Annotated in this window: 18 protein-coding genes and 1 tRNA gene; 6 read left to right on the top strand and 13 right to left on the bottom strand. The window is 64.8% G+C overall.

All coding sequences use genetic code 11. The annotated features are described in order from the left end of the window. The first annotated feature begins 252 nt into the window (after window positions 1–252). Both U9970_RS10645 and U9970_RS10640 read left to right on the top strand, forming a co-directional pair. Window positions 253–900 carry a sulfotransferase family protein gene (locus U9970_RS10645; protein WP_322764201.1) on the top strand — a complete coding sequence of 216 codons (648 nt, stop codon included), beginning with the start codon at window positions 253–255 and terminating at the stop codon, window positions 898–900. A 314-nt stretch (window positions 901–1,214) separates the two neighbouring features. Then, window positions 1,215–1,667, top strand: a complete 453-nt coding sequence (locus U9970_RS10640) for a hypothetical protein (protein WP_322764200.1) — start codon at window positions 1,215–1,217, stop codon at window positions 1,665–1,667. On the opposite strand, the gene U9970_RS10635 is transcribed toward U9970_RS10640, so the two are convergent. The 5 genes from U9970_RS10635 to U9970_RS10615 form a co-directional block, all read right to left on the bottom strand. Further along, entirely contained in the window at window positions 1,658–2,518 is an 861-nt protein-coding gene (locus tag U9970_RS10635; RefSeq protein WP_322764199.1) for a glycosyltransferase family 92 protein, read from the bottom strand. The genes U9970_RS10640 and U9970_RS10635 overlap by 10 nt on opposite strands. 57 nt (window positions 2,519–2,575) lie before the next feature. After that, window positions 2,576–3,007, bottom strand: coding sequence for a photosystem I reaction center subunit II PsaD (psaD, locus tag U9970_RS10630; protein ID WP_255024088.1), 432 nt, complete (start codon window positions 3,005–3,007; stop codon window positions 2,576–2,578). A gap of 94 nt (window positions 3,008–3,101) precedes the next feature. Beyond that, complete coding sequence (locus U9970_RS10625) at window positions 3,102–4,529, bottom strand: sensor histidine kinase (protein WP_407653037.1); 1,428 nt, start codon at window positions 4,527–4,529, stop codon at window positions 3,102–3,104. After that, entirely contained in the window at window positions 4,481–5,758 is a 1,278-nt protein-coding gene (gene rodA, locus U9970_RS10620) for a rod shape-determining protein RodA (RefSeq protein ID WP_322764197.1), read from the bottom strand. The genes U9970_RS10625 and rodA overlap by 49 nt, the downstream gene beginning before the upstream one ends. Window positions 5,759–5,763: 5 nt before the next feature. Continuing rightward, the gene (locus U9970_RS10615) at window positions 5,764–6,858 is read right to left on the bottom strand and encodes an Mrp/NBP35 family ATP-binding protein (protein ID WP_322764196.1); all 1,095 of its coding nucleotides are present in this window, start codon (window positions 6,856–6,858) and stop codon (window positions 5,764–5,766) included. Window positions 6,859–6,969: 111 nt separating this feature from the next. Here U9970_RS10615 and hemF point away from each other — a divergent pair, with 111 nt between their 5' ends. Next, the gene (gene hemF, locus U9970_RS10610) at window positions 6,970–8,049 is read left to right on the top strand and encodes an oxygen-dependent coproporphyrinogen oxidase (protein ID WP_322764195.1); all 1,080 of its coding nucleotides are present in this window, start codon (window positions 6,970–6,972) and stop codon (window positions 8,047–8,049) included. Here hemF and U9970_RS10605 read toward each other — a convergent pair. Together U9970_RS10605 and U9970_RS10600 are read right to left on the bottom strand one after the other, a co-directional pair. Further along, window positions 7,976–8,815: a dehydrogenase gene (locus U9970_RS10605; RefSeq protein WP_407653116.1), complete on the bottom strand. Its 840-nt coding sequence runs from the start codon at window positions 8,813–8,815 to the stop codon at window positions 7,976–7,978. The two genes, hemF and U9970_RS10605, sit on opposite strands and share 74 nt — an antisense overlap. 55 nt (window positions 8,816–8,870) lie before the next feature. Beyond that, the gene (locus tag U9970_RS10600) at window positions 8,871–9,455 is read right to left on the bottom strand and encodes a cofactor assembly of complex C subunit B (RefSeq protein ID WP_407653036.1); all 585 of its coding nucleotides are present in this window, start codon (window positions 9,453–9,455) and stop codon (window positions 8,871–8,873) included. 36 nt (window positions 9,456–9,491) lie between these two features. On the opposite strand from U9970_RS10600, the gene U9970_RS10595 reads away from it, so the two are divergent. Further along, the gene (locus U9970_RS10595; protein ID WP_322764193.1) at window positions 9,492–10,169 is read left to right on the top strand and encodes a ribonuclease D; all 678 of its coding nucleotides are present in this window, start codon (window positions 9,492–9,494) and stop codon (window positions 10,167–10,169) included. 15 nt (window positions 10,170–10,184) lie between these two features. On the opposite strand, the gene U9970_RS10590 is transcribed toward U9970_RS10595, so the two are convergent. Both U9970_RS10590 and U9970_RS10585 read right to left on the bottom strand, forming a co-directional pair. Further along, window positions 10,185–10,442: a hypothetical protein gene (locus U9970_RS10590; RefSeq protein ID WP_255024082.1), complete on the bottom strand. Its 258-nt coding sequence runs from the start codon at window positions 10,440–10,442 to the stop codon at window positions 10,185–10,187. 28 nt (window positions 10,443–10,470) lie between these two features. After that, entirely contained in the window at window positions 10,471–11,721 is a 1,251-nt protein-coding gene (locus U9970_RS10585) for a lipid-A-disaccharide synthase-related protein (protein WP_322764192.1), read from the bottom strand. 44 nt (window positions 11,722–11,765) lie between these two features. Here U9970_RS10585 and U9970_RS10580 point away from each other — a divergent pair. Beyond that, a tRNA-Cys gene (locus U9970_RS10580) sits at window positions 11,766–11,836 on the top strand. A gap of 35 nt (window positions 11,837–11,871) precedes the next feature. On the opposite strand, the gene U9970_RS10575 is transcribed toward U9970_RS10580, so the two are convergent. Together U9970_RS10575 and U9970_RS10570 are read right to left on the bottom strand one after the other, a co-directional pair. Then, window positions 11,872–12,375: a hypothetical protein gene (locus U9970_RS10575; protein WP_322764191.1), complete on the bottom strand. Its 504-nt coding sequence runs from the start codon at window positions 12,373–12,375 to the stop codon at window positions 11,872–11,874. Window positions 12,376–12,383: 8 nt separating this feature from the next. Further along, entirely contained in the window at window positions 12,384–12,557 is a 174-nt protein-coding gene (locus U9970_RS10570; RefSeq protein ID WP_322764190.1) for a hypothetical protein, read from the bottom strand. A 35-nt stretch (window positions 12,558–12,592) separates the two neighbouring features. Between U9970_RS10570 and U9970_RS10565 the strand changes: the two genes are divergently transcribed. Next, window positions 12,593–13,564, top strand: coding sequence for an aldo/keto reductase (locus tag U9970_RS10565; RefSeq protein WP_322764189.1), 972 nt, complete (start codon window positions 12,593–12,595; stop codon window positions 13,562–13,564). On the opposite strand, the gene U9970_RS10560 is transcribed toward U9970_RS10565, so the two are convergent. Further along, on the bottom strand, window positions 13,561–14,202 hold the full coding sequence (locus U9970_RS10560; protein ID WP_322764188.1) for a hypothetical protein: 642 nt from the start codon (window positions 14,200–14,202) through the stop codon (window positions 13,561–13,563). The genes U9970_RS10565 and U9970_RS10560 overlap by 4 nt on opposite strands. Window positions 14,203–14,416: 214 nt before the next feature. After that, entirely contained in the window at window positions 14,417–15,457 is a 1,041-nt protein-coding gene (purM, locus tag U9970_RS10555; RefSeq protein ID WP_322764187.1) for a phosphoribosylformylglycinamidine cyclo-ligase, read from the bottom strand. Window positions 15,458–15,523: the final 66 nt, after the last annotated feature.

Here is a 15,523-nt window from a genome sequence, read left to right as displayed (position 1 = left end):
CTTTAGGTACACGGTTGTAAAAAAATGGCTCAAGCGGCGAATAGGCACCCCGAGGATCAAGCTTGAAAATAGCCTGATGCCAATATGGCTGCTGGATCTAAGTAGCCCCATCCCGGGCATGGTTCCGGCCAATTGGGCAAGACAATCCTAGAAACTGTGCTGGTGCTTGCGAGAAATATCAAGTACTATTGAGGGAGTTGCTGAAATATTCTGGCAGGGCTTGTTATCCAGCCACTATCTCTCCCAAGGGTTGTGGCAATCGGCTTCAATAAGTGTGCAACTCGCAGTATCTCCCAGTTGTTCGCTCTCTCGGGTCATCCCGCAGTTCACCAAAAGTTGCCAAGTCGCTTGCGTCGTCGCCGCAAGATTGGCGGCATCATGAGGGCCAATGTCGAGGCAGGCATGCCCGTATTCGCCGGAATAGAACAATTTATTTTCTACGGCGATCTGATTGATAGCAGTTATACCGGCAGCTTCGATGCCAATTGCTTGTTTCGGGAAATCCTGCGCGACTACCCCAATACAATTTTGCTGCTCAACTTCAGAGATCGTGAGGATTGGATAAGATCTCGCTTGCTACATGGCCACGGTGAGTTTGCCATGCGCGAACAAAAGGTGCGGAAACTTGTTAGCCAAAGAGAGCTGTTGGATGCTTGGCGCGCTGAGTGGGATGCCCACCTGGCTGCGGTACGCAGCTTTATGGGGGATCGGCCGGAGCAGCTGGTGGAATTCAACATTGATAGTGATCCGATTGAGGCCTTGATCGCCCGCTTTCCCGCCTATGGCCTGCGCCCTGAGCACTACGGCGATATCGGCCGCAGCCGAGGCCGCCAACTGCCTACCTGGCTGCAAGCTGCCAAAAGTTGGTTGGCCCACCACCGCCCACGGGCCCAGCGCTGAAGTCTGATGATTATTAGTAAGCGCCACCAGCTGATCGTGTTGCACTGCCGCAAAGCGGCGGGCAGCTCGCTGTGTGTCTCGTTGGCCCGATTGCTTGGACCTGAAGATCTGCAGATCAGTGCCTTGGCCGAAACCATGGCCCTGGGCATCCCGCTCAGCCAACGGGTGCGCCGCATCGCTTGGCGTCAGAGTCGCGGACTGCTCCCCCTGTTTCGCCTGCTCGGACCCCGTGTCTATCGCCGAGCCCTCACACGCGCTGTGGATCATGCCTACAGGCCCCTGCTCGGCCGCAAGCCTCCCCATGCCCCCGCTGCTTGCGTTGCGGCGACCTCCCGCAGGAGTGGGCCAGCTTTCGCAAGTTGGCGATCATTCGCAACCCCTGGGACAAAACGGTGTCTGACTACTACTGGCGCATTCAGCGTCAAAGGACTCCTCCCAGTTTTGCCGCCTATGTGGAGGCCTTGGCCGCTGGCCATGACCTCGGCGGCATCGTGCCCCTTGCCTTCCACGACAACTGGCCGATGTACACCATTAACGATCAGGTGGTGGCTGATCGGGTGGTGCGCTTTGAGCAGCTCCAGCAGGATCTGCAGTTATTTTTTCAGGATGCTGGGCTGGATTGGGACGGTTGGCTGCCCCGCTCCAAGGGAGGGCATCGACCGGCTGGTGCCCCCGGGGGATACCGGAACCACTACACACCAGAGCTAGAAGTTCTAATTGGACGCCTCTATGCTTCCGAGATCGACCAGTTCGGTTATCAGTTTTGAACTGAGTTCATAGCCGCCGCTCGCTCCAGGAAATTGATCGCCTGCCGGTCCTCCCGGATGTGAGCTTCGATCCGGGTTGCTGTCCGCATCACCTTGCGGCGATAATCCTGCCGCTTCGCCTCGAGGTTGGGACCGCGACTAATTTTCTGCTCCAGCTCTTCCTTTGAGCGCGTGTAGTAGTGATTGAGTTGCAGGTGCTCGGCTGAATAGAACACAGACTTGTGCCGTTGCTTTACGGGGAAAGCCTCGCCACGGTCATTCCAGGTGAGCGCGGGTCGGCCGGTGTCCATGGTGTGAACGCGCACACCCCTGAGCTGGCAAGGGTCAACAATGCACTTGAAATTGACCGCCTGCATAGGGTTCCGTGCTCTTTGCAGGTAGTTGGTCACCACACCCCCGGCAGGGGAATCCTGGTGGCCGCAGCGGCCGAACATGTGCCAGGGCAGGGACACATTCACTACTTCGGGCCCTAGGTGCTCCAGGGCTGTGTCGATGCTGCTTGCCTGGACAGGTACCAAAAACTCGTCTGCGTCAATGCAGGCCAGCCAGCGGAAAGCACCGCCGAAGTTAGCGGCGGCATGGGCGTAAGCCAGCACCTGGTTGTGGATCGGGCGGCCGAGGCTGCGGTCGCTTAGCCGCTGTCCCCACGGAATCACGGTGAGCCGCTCCGCTGGCATGTGGCGCCTAAGCTCCGCCACCGTGCTGTCGCTGCTGGCGTCGTCATAGGCGAACAAGTGGCGCACACCGGCGAGCCGATGAAAGCGGGCCCATTCCCCGATGTGACGCTCCTCATTGCGCACCACCAAGGCGATCGCCAGGCCATGTCTGCCATGCAAAGGCCGGGGAGGCATGAGCCCTACCCGGCCAATTTTGATGCGTTGCAGGAGTGCGTTGATCAGTGGGACTAGTTAGGCGTCGAAGGTGTTCTTGCCAGTGAACTTGAGATTGGCGGGGTTCTGGTTGGCGCCGATGCGGCGGGGGTTGTGACCAACCATGGGGCGTCCCTCGTTGACCTTCTCGGGGAAAACGCCGTCCTTGGGGTGCAGGAACTCGGTGTCACCGCCAGGGAAGATGCGGTAGATCTTGTAGTCCTCGATCCGGGGCTTGAACTTGGTGCGCAGCTGGGTGCCTAGGGCGAGGCACTGCTCCTTGCGGGCGAAGTACATCAGATTTTCGCCCGCATTCATGTGGGCGGCGCCACCGGTGGGCAGCTCGAAGACTTGCTCTTTCGGGCTGCTCCAGGTAATGGCGTATTTCTCTTCAGTTTCAGCAGAGTTCAGCAGGCCGCCGGTGCTGCCGATGTACTTCGGGAGTTGACCGCTGAGCACCGTCGCTGCCATGGCTTTGGAACGTTTCAGCCGGAAACTAGCACCGTGTTTTTGACCGGATCGGGGCTTCTGCCGCACTCTTCACACCCGTCAACAAACCGGCCCTTCAGCAAACCGGGAAAAACACGGTCAAGCCGCTGCCGTTGCGCTCGGTGAGGCGGCCGCCGAGGCGATGGAACAGCCGCTGGGTGGCTTGACGGCTCAGCTGCAGGCTGCCGGTGGTGGGGTTCCAGCTCAGCACTGGCCCCACCAGCTCCCGCTGCTCGCCGTTCCCCATCCCATCGTTCTCGCTGGGGTCGTGGCCCTCGCTGTTGAGCTGCAGCTTCAGCCTGCTGCCGGCCGGCAGCAGGCTCACGGTCACGCGGCTGCCGCTGGGCAGGCCGCGGCTGAAGCGGTCGATCAGTCCGCCCAGCATGGTTTCGAGCCGGGCCGGATCGCTCAGCACCGGCGACAAGCCAGCGGCTACCGCCAGCTCCAGTTCCAGGCCGCGGCGCGCCAGTTGCCGCTGCCACAGCTCTTGCTGCTGGTGCAGCACCGCGCTGAGGTCGGTGCGGGCCAGGTCGTGGCTTTCAAGGGGCTGTTCGCAGCCTGGTTGGCGTTGCAGCTCGGCCGCCAGGAAGATCAGGCCGAAGCGATCGATTTGCTCACTGCATTCGCCGTCGATCTGCTCGAGGCGCTGGCGCACTACCGGCGGCAGGTCGCTGCGCCGCAGCAAGGAGCGGATCAGGGTGCGGATCGTGGCCAACGGTGTGCGGACCTCGTGGGTGAGGGCCTCGAGCAGGGCTAGTTCGCTGCTCACCGCTCGGGGGGTGTCGCCGGCCTGGCGCTCCTGGGCCTGGGCTGGGCGAACGCTGCCGCCATGCACCAGGGGCTGCAGGGTGAGGCTGGGGGCCATGGCGGCTAGCCGTTCCCCCAGCCGCGGCCAGAAGCGCAAGCCCAGTTGGTCGTCGCTGCGCAGGGGCCCCAGTCGCTCTAGGGCGCTGCGCAGGTCTGCCGAGGCAGCGGGATCCTGGCTCAGTAGGCGGCCATGAATAAGGCCTAAGGCCTCGGACAGGGCCTCTGGGTCAAAGCGCACAATCAGGCGCCGGGCTTCAGCCGGGCCATCGAGGCAAAGGGCTACCTGTAGCTGGGGAGTGATCACCATCAGGAGGGGGTCGGTGCCGTCCTCCTCCGCCAGGGCTAGCCGCTGAAAGCTGCCGCATGGAGCTGGCTTGCCGGCTCCTGGCAGCAGGGGTGCCGGGCTGGGCAGCAGGCCATCTAGATCGCTTGGGGCCCACACCCAGCCCTGCAGCTGCTGCAACAGGGCGGGTTCATAGAGGGCGGGCAGTGGCGCGGCCAGCCATAGGCCCTGGAGGGGTTGGCGGGGCAGCAGGAAATCCTCTTGCAGGGTGGCCAGGGCTGCCCACCACTGCCGCCGCGCGCAGTCCTCGTTGCCAACTCCGGTTGGCACCCCTTCAGCCAAACAACGTCGCAGGTCGGCCAGGCTCACCAGCGGCCCTGGCTCGTGCGGCCCCGGCGGGCGGCTGAGGCGCACAGCCCAAGGGAGATGAAGTTCACCAACATGGCTGATCTTCCATAACTGAGCCAGGGCAAGGGGATGCCGGTGATGGGACCGAGTCCAATGGTCATGTTGATGTTCACCACCACCTGGAACATCAGCATCGCCCCAATTCCCACCACCACCAGGGCCTCGTAGTCGCTGCGGGCCCGTCCTGCGATCTGCAGTAGGCGCGCCATCAGCAGGGCGAAGCCGGCTACCACCAGCACCGAGCCGAGAAAACCGGTTTCCTCGCCAAGGGCGCTGAAGATGAAGTCGGTGTGTTGCTCGGGGATAAACCGCAGCTTCGTGAGGGAGCCTTGCATCAAGCCGGTGCCCCAGATCTGCCCCGAGCCGATGCCCACAGTGCTCTGCAGCAGGTGGTAGCCGCCGCCGAGGGGATCCTGGGCGGGATCAAGAAACAGGGTGAGCCTGTCGCGCTGGTGGGGGCGCAGGCCGTGCTCCCAGAGCCAGGGGGTGGCTATTGCGAAAATCCCCTGCACCGCAAGGCTGATCGCCAGGGCCACCCGCTTCCAGGGCAGGCTCTTCCAGGCCAGCCAGCCCATCAGGGGCACCCAGCCCAGTAGCAGCCAGGGCAGGGTGCCTGCCACGATCGCCGCCACAAGAGGGGAGAGCAGCAGCACCACCCAGGCCCCAGGCATGCCAGCCCAAAACAGCATCACCAGCAGTACGGCGCCAAACACAAGCGAGCTGCCTAGGTCGGGTTGCACAAAAACCAGCAGCCAGGGCAGGGCGATCAGGCCCACTGGACGGATCAGGTCAACAGGACGATCAACCGGGTGTCTGGCTAGAACCCCAGCGAGCAGCAAGATGGCGCCCACCTTGGCGAATTCCGAGGGCTGCACATAAAAGCCGCCAATGTTGATCCAGCTCTGGGCCCCTAGGGCGCTGGTGCCGACAACTCGTACGGCCACCAGGCTGGCGACCATGGCGATGTAAATCGGCCACTTAAATGGGATCAGCCGATCCAATGGCATTCGCGCCAGCAGTAGGGCCACCACCATGCCCACCGCCGCCGTTACCCAGTGCTGGTACCAATCGGCGTAATTCGCTTGGCGCTGGGTGCTGGCAATCAGGATCCCGGCGATCGCCACCATTGCCAGCGGTACCCCCCAGAGGATCAGGTCCACGTCGGCCAGGGGGCTGCGCCGGCTGCTGCGGCCACTAAAAAATCGCGGGTTTCGCCGCCCCAACTGGCTCAGCATGGGCTTCAGGCTGGCACCAGATGGGCGGCGCTGAGCTGGCGGGCCAAAGCCAAAAAGCCCCGGGCGCTGATCGAATCGGGGTGGCTGAGCACTACGGGGCGTCCGGCATCCCCTCCCTCCCGCACGGGCATCTCCAGGGGGAGTTCGGCTAGTAGGGGCACTCCGGCCTCTTCAGCCAGGCGAGAGCCGCCGCCGCTGCCGAATAGGGCATAACGCTTGTCTGGAGCATCAGGGGGAATGAAGACGCTCATGTTTTCCACCACACCCAGCACGTCCACCCCCATCTGCAGAAACATCGCCAGGCCCCGGCGGGCATCAGCTAGGGAAACCAGCTGGGGAGTGGTGACGATGATCGCCCCGGCCATCGGTACCGCCTGGGCGATGGTGAGCTGGGCATCACCGGTGCCAGGAGGCAGGTCGACGATCAGCACATCCCTTTCGCCCCAGTCGACTTGGTAAAGAAACTGGCGAATGATGCCGTTGAGCATCGGCCCCCGCCAGATCACGGGCTGGTTTTCCTGGATCAGCAGGCCCATCGACACCATGGCGATGCCACAGGTTTCGATCGGTTTCATCACTTGCTGGGCGCCTTCGCCGCTCACTTCAGGCGTGCGATCAGCCACTCCCAGCATGGTGGGGGCATTCGGCCCGTAGATGTCCGCATCGAGCAAGCCCACCTTCAGGCCTGAAGCCGCCAGGGCACAGGCCAGGTTCACCGCAACCGTGCTCTTGCCGACTCCGCCCTTGCCACTGCTGACGGCGATGACCTGGCGCACCCCAGGGATGGGCTGGCGCTCTGGCAGTTGACCCCGTTCCGGCCCTTGACCATGACCTGCGGCACCGATTGGAGCGCCGCCGCTGGGCTGGTCCAATTCAATTTGAACGTCGTTGATGCCTTCAAGGGAGAGCAGGGCCGCCTTGGCTTCGGCGGCGATGCGATCCCGCTGGCTCTGGGCAAAGCCAGGTAGGGCAAGCCGAAATACGGCCCGATCGTCCACCAGTCGCGTCTGCTGGATCCAGCCCAGCTCGATCAGGCTGCGCCCGCTGCCGGCATCCTGAACGGCGTTGAGGGCGGCCTGAGCCTGCTCCACAGAGGCCATCGGAAATCCAATCAGAGACTGCGATCCTAGGGGCCCTGCCGCTGCCTTTGACCGTCACCATGGCCGTGACAGACCCTCTCGATTACTTGTCTGGGGGGAGGCTGGGCTGAAATGGTTAGACCTTTCCAGCGTCCATGTGGCGCAGCGTCGATGCCTAAGGCCCTGCTGGAAGCTCCACCGGCCGACTCCCGCTCCAGGGCTAAGGCCCTGCTAATGGGCTTGCAGGACTCCATTTGCGCCGGTTTAGAAGAATTTGATGCCGAAGGTTGCTTCGCCGAGGAGAGCTGGGAGCGTCCGGAGGGCGGCGGCGGTCGCTCCCGGGTGATGAAGGGCGGCCGTGTCTTCGAGCAGGGCGGCGTCAATTTCTCAGAGGTAGAGGGCTCGGAGCTGCCCCCCTCGATCCTCAGCCAGCGGCCGGAAGCCAAGGGGCACCGCTGGTTTGCCACCGGCACCTCGATGGTGCTGCACCCCCGCAACCCCTACATCCCCACCGTTCACCTCAACTACCGCTACTTCGAAGCGGGCCCGGTGTGGTGGTTTGGCGGCGGCGCCGATCTCACTCCCTATTACCCGTTCCTGCAAGACGCCCAGCATTTCCACCGCACGCTCAAAGGAGCCTGCGACAGCGTTAATCCCGCTTTTTATCAGGTGTTTAAACCCTGGTGCGACGAGTACTTCTTCCTCAAGCACAGGGACGAGACCCGCGGCGTGGGCGGCATCTTTTACGACTACCAGGATCCCCGCGGTGTGCTTTACAAGGGCCAGGACCCCGATGGGCCTGCGGCGGCTGTGAGCAACCGACTAGCCCCGGTGCCGCAGAGTTGGGAGCAGCTGTTTGCCCTAGCCAGTGCCTGCGGCAACGCCTTCCTGCCCAGCTACTTGCCGATCGCTGAGAAGCGACAGCACACCCCCTATGGCGAGCGGGAGCGCCAGTTTCAGCTCTACAGGCGGGGCCGCTATGTGGAGTTCAATTTGGTGTTTGACAGGGGCACGATTTTCGGCTTGCAGACCAACGGACGCACCGAGTCGATCCTGATGTCTCTGCCGCCCTTGGTGCGCTGGGAATACGGCTATCAGCCGGAGGCTGGCAGCCGCGAGGCCCTGCTCACAGACCTGTTTACTCGTCCCCAGGATTGGCTTGCGGACGGTTCGCTTGCGGACCGCTGCGCCCCCCATCAGGCGGTGAATTAGGTGATGGGTTGCTGGTCGCTGGTGGGGTGGCGGCCAGTCCAGGAATTGCTGGGGCTGCTTTCAAGCCTTGCTCCAGACCCCGTTGCAAAGCTGAAACCACCCGCTCAGCGATCGCTTCGATAGCGCCATTGCGGCTGCGGGGATCCCGCAGGGATGCCTCTAGCTGGCCCTCGAGTTTGCCGATCTCAAGAATGGCGATGCCACGCTTGGGGGCGCCCAGGCCGTCGCGGAAGAGCAGGGGATAGGGGCCAAAGGCCAGCGCCAGGCTTTCGTCTAGGCGGGTTGGGGGGCGATGTAGGGGTGGAATCAGGCCCGAACCAACACCATCCGGTCCATAGGCGTCGTAGTGGATTTCCAGGGCATATCCACCGGCTTGGGCATGGGCTTTGCCCACGCTCCAATTGGTGCGGGGATCGTCGCCGTCAGCAATGCTGCGCAGCGGTGGGTCATAGAAGCGGATGGCCAGACCCCGCTGCTGGCCCAGGGCCACCACCGCCTGGGCGGTGAGCAGGTTCCAATAGAGCTCGTCGCGCATGCCCGGCTGCATCGGCGCGGCTGCGCCGAGATCGACGGCCGCTCCCCCCGTGCCGGCCCCGCCAATCCCCTGGGAATCGGCATGACCCGCTAGCACCAGGATTTCGGTGCTGCTGGGCAGCTCAGCCAGGCCTCGCCAGTTTTTGCTCAGCCGGCTGCGGGGCCCTGTGAGCGGATCGAAGTTGGCCAGCGGCGGCGCTTGGGCTGCAGCGCCCCCAGCTATGGCAAGCACTGCGGTCAAGACGAAAGCCAGGGGCGGGAATCGTTGCATGACTGCCAGGCGAGGGTCAGATGGGGGAGCTGAGCAGCTTGCCGTCGCTGAATAGGCCCAGCTTGGGACCCATTTCCAATTCGAGCGCGATTAGCTCATCGCGGTGGGCCCGCAGCCGCAAGGCGCTGCCCGTGGCGCTGTCATGGCTGATCAGGCGCAGCTCCAGGGTTTCGGCCCGCATCGCCCGATTGCGATAAATCAGCCCAGCCGCCGGCCCCAGCAAGGCCAGCAGCAGGGGCCACCAGCCCAGCTGGGGCAGCAGCTGGCGCAGCACCAGCCCCAGGCAGGCGGCCCCCACCGCTCCGAGCACCGAGAGCAGCACCGCCAACCAGGGACTTGCCGCCACCTCGGCGCGGAAGCAGAGGTGGCGGCGCTCGGGGTCAGTGGATTCGGCGCGCCAACCGCGTTGCAGCAGCCATTCGCTCAGCTGGCTCAATACCTCCAGAGGCGGGCGCGATGAGCGCACCTCGACTGTGGTGGTGCGGTCCTTGCTGGCGGCGCGCAAGAAAAAAACCAGGCCTACGGCCAGCAGCAGGGTGAGCAGCAGGGTGGAGCTGAGGTTGGCCATCCATCCCATTGTGACGCCGCCCCTTGGGGGCATGGCTTGTCAGCATGGCAAGGCATTCGCCCTTTCCGTGTGACCGCTTCGCCTGCTCCCAGCAATCTGCCGGCTCCTGCCCGCTTCGCCGTGTTTGACGGTGATCTTGATGCCGAGTGGGCAGCCCTTTACGCCGGGGCTAGGGCGCTGGCGGTGGATACCGAGGCGATGGGTCTGATTCACGGCCGCGACCGGCTCTGCCTGGTGCAGATCTGCGACGACCACGACAACGTTTGCTGCATCCGCCTCCACCGCGGCCAGAGCTCGGCACCCCGGCTCCAGGTCTTGATGGAAAACCCGGCGATTGAAAAAGTTTTCCACTTCGCCCGCTTTGACGTGGCGGCCCTGGCTGAAAACTTGGCAATTGCGGTCGATCCGATCTTTTGCACCAAGGTGGCCAGCCGGCTGGGCCGCACCTACAGCCCCCGCCACGGCCTCAAGGAAGTGGTGCAGGAGCTGGTGGGCATTGAGCTCGACAAGCAGGCCCAGAGTTCCGATTGGGGCCGGGTGGAAGATCTCTCTGAGGTCCAGCTGGCCTACGCCGCCGGCGATGTGCGCTATCTGCTTCCCGCTCGCGATCGGTTGGAAACCATGCTGAAGCGGGAGGAGCGCTGGCAGCTGGCTGAGCGTTGCTTTGGCTGCATCCCGGTGTTGGCCGATCTGGATCGCCAGCGCTTTCACCTGCTCTTTGAGCACTCCACCGGCGGCAACCGCTGAAGGGCCCCGGCCAGCTCAGTCCTCCACCATGAAGTTCTCGTCGCTGCCGACGGCCTCCAGCTGGGAGCTGAGCAACTCATGGTGGTTTTCACCGCTGGCCTGGGCTTCAGCAAGCATCTGCTGGGCCAGGGCGAGCTTGGCTGCGGTTTCTTTCAGTCCCTCCTGGGAGCTGCGCACGTCGACCTTGCGCCGGGCGGCCGCCAGGCTGATGCTCAATTGGCTGGCCAACATGCCGCAGGCGGCGTTGTAGGCCCGATCGGGGATGCCGGCCATGGGCGACGTAGCTGCGGGGGTGGCCGCATCATCCCAGCAGCTGTTGCTCCACCAGCTCGGCTAGCTGGGCGCTGCCACCGGCGGGCCCCATCCGCCCCCGGCCCAGGGCGCCCCGCCGGGCGCATTCGCTGGGATCGGCGAGGAGTTGGTGCAGTTTTAGGGCTAGCTCTTGTTGGGAATGGCAGGGCACCACGGCTCCCCCCAGCAGCCGGCTCTGGCGGCGAGCAAAGCTTGGCTTGAACTGGGGCCCCGGGCCCGGCAGCGACAGGCAGGGCACCCCTAGCCCCGCTAGTTGCTCCGTGGCAGTGCCCGCAGTGGCCAGGCCCAGCTCGGCCCAGCCGGCCCAGGTGGCGAAGCGGTTTTGGCCAAGCAGCAGGGTCCAGCGGCCCAGCTGCCAGCTGCTAATTGCTCCGCTGGCGGCGCTAGCTGCCGCAGGCGCTAGGGGCGTAAAGCCCGCTTGCTCCAACAACTCGGCCCAGGCGGCGGCCGTAGGCGCCGATCCAGAGGCCACCAGCACGGTGGTTGGCTGCCGCGGCTGCTGCAGGCTGAGGCAGCCCAGCAGCCGGCGGGCATTGCCGAGGGCTTCGGGCAGGCGGCTGCCGGCCAGCAGGATTAGGCGCCGCTGGCTTGCCAGCCCGGCCGGCAGAGGGGTGTGGCGGAAGCCATCCATCATTGGGTTGCCAGGAGCCAGGGCTGCCACCTTGTGGCGCCGCAGCCCTTGGGCGGTGAGCTGGTCGCGCACGGCCACGAGCCGGCAGCGCCGGCTGCCCATCAACGCCCATTCCCACGGATCCCATTCGCTGCCCTTGCAGCGGTGGTAAGCATCAGCGAGCGGTGTGGCCGCCCAGCCCGCTGGTGCTGGCGAGGCCCAGGTGTGGTCGCTTTTAGGGGTGCCGATGAAGCCGAAGCTGCCGCCGCCGCTCCAGGCAAGCAGTAGGGGCAGCAGGTCGCCAATTGCCAGCACCGGGCTGCCTTGACGGGCCCAGTGGCGCACCAGTTGCAGTTGGCGCCAGCTCAGCAGGGGCAGGCCCGCCCCGAGGTCGCGGGCCAGGCCGCGCAAGCTCTGGTTGCTGAAGCCACCACTAGGCAGCTGCAGCTGGGGGCCGATCCGCTGCAGGTGACCGGCAGCAACGTCGGCGCTGAAGGCCTCGCCGAGCCCCACCAGGGGCAGCACCTGGATTTCCAGGTTGGGCCGCCGTGCCCGGAGGGCCTGCAGAACCCGTTGGGCGATCAGATCCTCACCGTGGCCGTTGCTCAGAACCAGCAGACGGGAGGACATGCCGTGGCTGATACGATCCGCTGCAGGGAGTTTGCTCCCTGGCCGGCGGCATGGCCAAGTGGTAAGGCAGAGGATTGCAAATCCTTTACCCCCAGTTCGAATCTGGGTGCCGCCTTTATTAACAGCTTCGGCTTGAAGCTTCGCCTCATTTCAAAGGCGGGCCTGAGCTTCCCATAGCTGGCCGCTGGAATCACTGGCCTCGCACCTCAGGCGATGGCGTTCCAGCAGGCATCTTCCCTTGGCCAGCAGGGCCCGGGGCAAGGTGGGCGCTGCAGATCCGTCTAATTCCACGTTGGTGGCGACGGTGGACACATCCAGCCGGATAGGCCATTGCGGTTTGCATTCGCCATCGGCGCCGCAGCGCATCGGCTTTTGCCCGGGGGCGAGCACACCGGCGAAGACCAGGCTTCTGCTGCCGAATAGTTGGTTGGCGGAGGGAGTGATCAGGCGCACACTCAGCAGCCCCTCCATGTTTTGTTCAAGCCGCAACCGGACGCAGTTCTGCTCCAGTTCGCGCAATAGCTGGGGTTGCCCCATCTGGCCCTGGCTCAGGGAGCAGCCCCTTAGCCCGATCTCCCAGCGGCCGAAACCCCCTGCTTGGGCGGCGCTGGCCCAGGCCAGCAGCATCAGCCCCAGGCTGAACATTCGCGCCATAGGAGCGCTCAGTAGCCCGAGTCGGCAACGCAGCTGCCCTGGCAGCTGATGCCATTGCTGGCGGTGCGTCCGCAGTGTTGGCAAAGAACCGGCTCGAGGGGGGGCTGCGGCTCGCTGGTGTTCTTAGCCAAGCTGGCTGCCTTAGGCAAGCTGGCGCAGCCGGTTGGGGGGGAATCGGGCATTTTGGGAGGTATCCGCTTTGGCACCTAACTCCACGATGGCGCATCCAGTGGGTCAGCCCGGCATCGGCGTTGGCACTTGGGCCTGGGGAAATCAATTTCTTTGGGGCTACGACCCGAGCCAGGATCCGGTGCTTGAAGCCACCTTCCGGCGGGCTGTGGCCTGCGGCCTGCACACCTTTGATACGGCGGATTCCTACGGCACTGGCAGGTTTAACGGCCGCAGTGAGGCCCTTTTGGGCAGCTTTGCGGCGGCCCTACCGGCGGCCCAGCGCGACCAGCTGCTGGTGGCTACCAAGCTCGCCCCCTTCCCCTGGCGACTGGGGCGCCGCGGCTATGAACGGGCTTTTGCGGCTTCGAAACGGCGCCTTGCCGGTCGAATTGATTTGGTGCAGTTGCACTGGAGCACGTCTCGCTACGCCCCCTGGCAGGAGGGGCCCCTCCTGGAGGGTCTGGCTGATCTGGTGCAGCAGGGGGAGGTGGCGGCCCTTGGCGTTTCAAATATGGGGCCCCGTCGCCTGCGGGCGGTGCACCGGCGCTTGGCCGAGCGGGGACTGGAGCTCAGCAGCCTCCAGGTACAGCTATCGCTGCTGGCACCCGATCCGATCCAGCCGGGCGGTGTGGCGGAGGTCTGCCGTGAGCTGGGTATCCGTTTGATCGCCTACAGCCCCCTGGCCCTGGGGCTGCTGGCCAGATCAATGGCGGCTGGGCCTTTGCCGAGGGGGCCAAGGGGGGCTTTGTTCCGCCGGCTAGCCCCCGCCTTGGTTGAGCTCCAGGCTGAGATGGCCCGAATCGGCGCCAATCGCGACGCCAGCCTGGCGGCGGTGGCCCTCAACTGGTGCCGGGCCCACGGCGCTTTGCCGATTCCCGGCTTGCGCCGTCCGGAGCAGGTGGAGCAGGCCGCGGCGGCCCTGGCCTGGAACCTGTCTGAGCAGGAGCGCCGCCGTTTAGATGATCTGGCGCTGGGATTGCAGGTGGGCATGCCTGCCAATCCCTTCCTGAGCGACTAGCCGGCCTGGGGGGCTGGATCGAGGGTGAGCACCACCGGCATGGCCTGGTGGCGTACCAGGGGCACCACAGGGCTGGGACCGTGGTCGCCGAGGCTTTCAGCTTCGGCGGCCGCTTCGGGGCCGCAGGCTGCCAGGGCTTCCTGCAGCAGGGAATCGAAGGTGGCTCCAGGCAGCCGGTGGCGTGCCAGCTCCAGGAAGGCTCGAGCCAGAGACTCACCAGCCGCTGCCCTCAGGGCGGGGTTGTTATGGCGAAGCTGCAGCTCGTCATCAATTGAGCGCAGGAAGCGCTCCGTGACATCCCGCTTGGTAGAAGCCCGGATCCTGGTGTCCTGTTCGGCCTGGGATAGGAAAGGCTGAGCCTCAAGCTCTTCAAGCCGGCGGCCCAGGCTTTCAAGCACCTCCCGCGCTTCCTTGGTCACGTGGGCCAGTTGGCCGTCTGAGAGTCGGGGCAGGTCGGCTACATAGACCTTGCCGTGATCTCGCAGGGTGAGGAAGGTGGGCCTCACTCCCCCCCGCTGGGGCGCTGCCTGAAGCTCTCTGGGGCGCTGCGGCCGGGTTGGGGCTACGGGGCCGGCCGAGCTGCGGCGGCGGGTGATGCGTTGACCGCTGCCGAGGGGAGGTGCAGCGGAGGTGCCCAAGGGGCTTGGGGCCGCTATTCGCTGAGTTGAACCTATTGATTGCGTCATGACGCCACTCCTAATACAACTACGTATGGCTCGAACATCGCCCTGGCTCAGGAACCGGGGCGATAGGTGTTGATCAACTTCGAGGTCAGCACCCTAGGCAGGAGAGCGGCTTCCGACCGGGCCAGCAGCCCACTCTGATGCAATTGGCCATTGGCAGCCGGGCTGATCAAGCCTTGAAGGGAAGTCCTGCCAGCGGTTGCTCGCCAGCACTGCCATTGGCCACCGCGCCCAGCTCCCAGGCCTCGTAGCCAGTGTCTTGGCAGATTGCGAGAGCTTGATCCGCTGCAGCTGCTGGCACCACCAGGCAGTAACCCACCCCCAAATTGAAGGTGTTCCAGAGATCGGCCTCCGGCACCTCGCCGGCTTGCTGCAGCCAGTGGAACAGAGCTGGACGCTGCCAGCTAGTTGGGTCGATCACGCCGTGCACTCCAGAGGGCAGGCAGCGGGGCAGGTTTTCAGGCAGGCCGCCGCCAGTGATGTGGGCCATGCCGTTTATGGGCACCTTGCTGGCAAGCAAGGCTTTAACCAAGGTTCCATAGAGACGGGTTGGGGCGAGCAGGGCGTCTATCAGGTTTTGGTTGCTGTTGGGCAGGGTCGTGAGTTCATCGACCGCCTGGCTCTCAAGAATGCGGCGCACCAGGCTGAAGCCATTGCTATGGACCCCACTGCTGGCCACCGCCAGGATGCGATCCCCTGCGCTAACCGCCCGTCCATCGATCAGGGCGCTTGCCTCGACCACGGCCACGCAGAAACCGGCCAGGTCGTAGCGGCCCGGGGCATAGAAGCCAGGCATTTCGGCCGTTTCGCCGCCAAGCAGGGCGCAGCCGCTTTGGCGGCAGCCGTCGGCGATGCCCTCCACCACCTCAGCCATGGCCTCCGGGCTGAGCTTGCCTGTGGCGATGTAGTCAAGGAAGAAAAGCGGCTCCGCCCCGCTGGTGATGACGTCGTTGACGCACATCGCCACCAAGTCGATGCCCACATCGTGGTGGCGGCCGTAGGCCTGAGCCAGCTCAAGCTTGGTGCCAACCCCGTCGGTGCCGGAGACCAGCAGGGGATCCCGCAGCCCGGCGGGCAGTCGGCATAGGCCCCCGAAGCCTCCGAGCCCGCCCACAACCTCAGGGCGCCGGGTGGCTTCAACACTGGATCGGATCCGCTCCACAAACTCCCGGCCTGCGACCACATCCACCCCGGCTGTGCGGTAGTCCATCCCGTGCGAACCCATCTGCAGCTCCGATCCTCTGATGCCACCTGCCCAAATTCGGGGCCAATTGCC

The organism is Cyanobium usitatum str. Tous (genome assembly GCF_963920485.1).
GTDB classification, from domain to species: Bacteria; Cyanobacteriota; Cyanobacteriia; order PCC-6307; family Cyanobiaceae; genus Cyanobium_A; species Cyanobium_A usitatum_A.
The sequence above is the reverse complement of the archived record's forward strand: the minus strand, read 5'-3'. Positions and strand labels throughout refer to the sequence as shown.

Excerpts from the sequence above, each read along its gene's own strand:
- U9970_RS10635 (WP_322764199.1), bottom strand. The coding sequence starts at position 2,518 with ATGCCTCCCCGGCCTTTGCATGGCAGACATGGCCTGGCGATCGCCTTG.
- psaD (WP_255024088.1), bottom strand. The coding sequence starts at position 3,007 with ATGGCAGCGACGGTGCTCAGCGGTCAACTCCCGAAGTACATCGGCAGC.
- rodA (WP_322764197.1), bottom strand. The coding sequence starts at position 5,758 with ATGCTGAGCCAGTTGGGGCGGCGAAACCCGCGATTTTTTAGTGGCCGC.
- U9970_RS10615 (WP_322764196.1), bottom strand. The coding sequence starts at position 6,858 with ATGGCCTCTGTGGAGCAGGCTCAGGCCGCCCTCAACGCCGTTCAGGAT.
- hemF (WP_322764195.1), top strand. The coding sequence starts at position 6,970 with ATGGTTAGACCTTTCCAGCGTCCATGTGGCGCAGCGTCGATGCCTAAG.
- U9970_RS10600 (WP_407653036.1), bottom strand. The coding sequence starts at position 9,455 with ATGCCCCCAAGGGGCGGCGTCACAATGGGATGGATGGCCAACCTCAGC.
- U9970_RS10590 (WP_255024082.1), bottom strand. The coding sequence starts at position 10,442 with ATGGCCGGCATCCCCGATCGGGCCTACAACGCCGCCTGCGGCATGTTG.
- U9970_RS10585 (WP_322764192.1), bottom strand. The coding sequence starts at position 11,721 with ATGTCCTCCCGTCTGCTGGTTCTGAGCAACGGCCACGGTGAGGATCTG.
- U9970_RS10575 (WP_322764191.1), bottom strand. The coding sequence starts at position 12,375 with ATGGCGCGAATGTTCAGCCTGGGGCTGATGCTGCTGGCCTGGGCCAGC.
- U9970_RS10570 (WP_322764190.1), bottom strand. The coding sequence starts at position 12,557 with ATGCCCGATTCCCCCCCAACCGGCTGCGCCAGCTTGCCTAAGGCAGCC.
- U9970_RS10565 (WP_322764189.1), top strand. The coding sequence starts at position 12,593 with ATGGCGCATCCAGTGGGTCAGCCCGGCATCGGCGTTGGCACTTGGGCC.
- purM (WP_322764187.1), bottom strand. The coding sequence starts at position 15,457 with ATGGACTACCGCACAGCCGGGGTGGATGTGGTCGCAGGCCGGGAGTTT.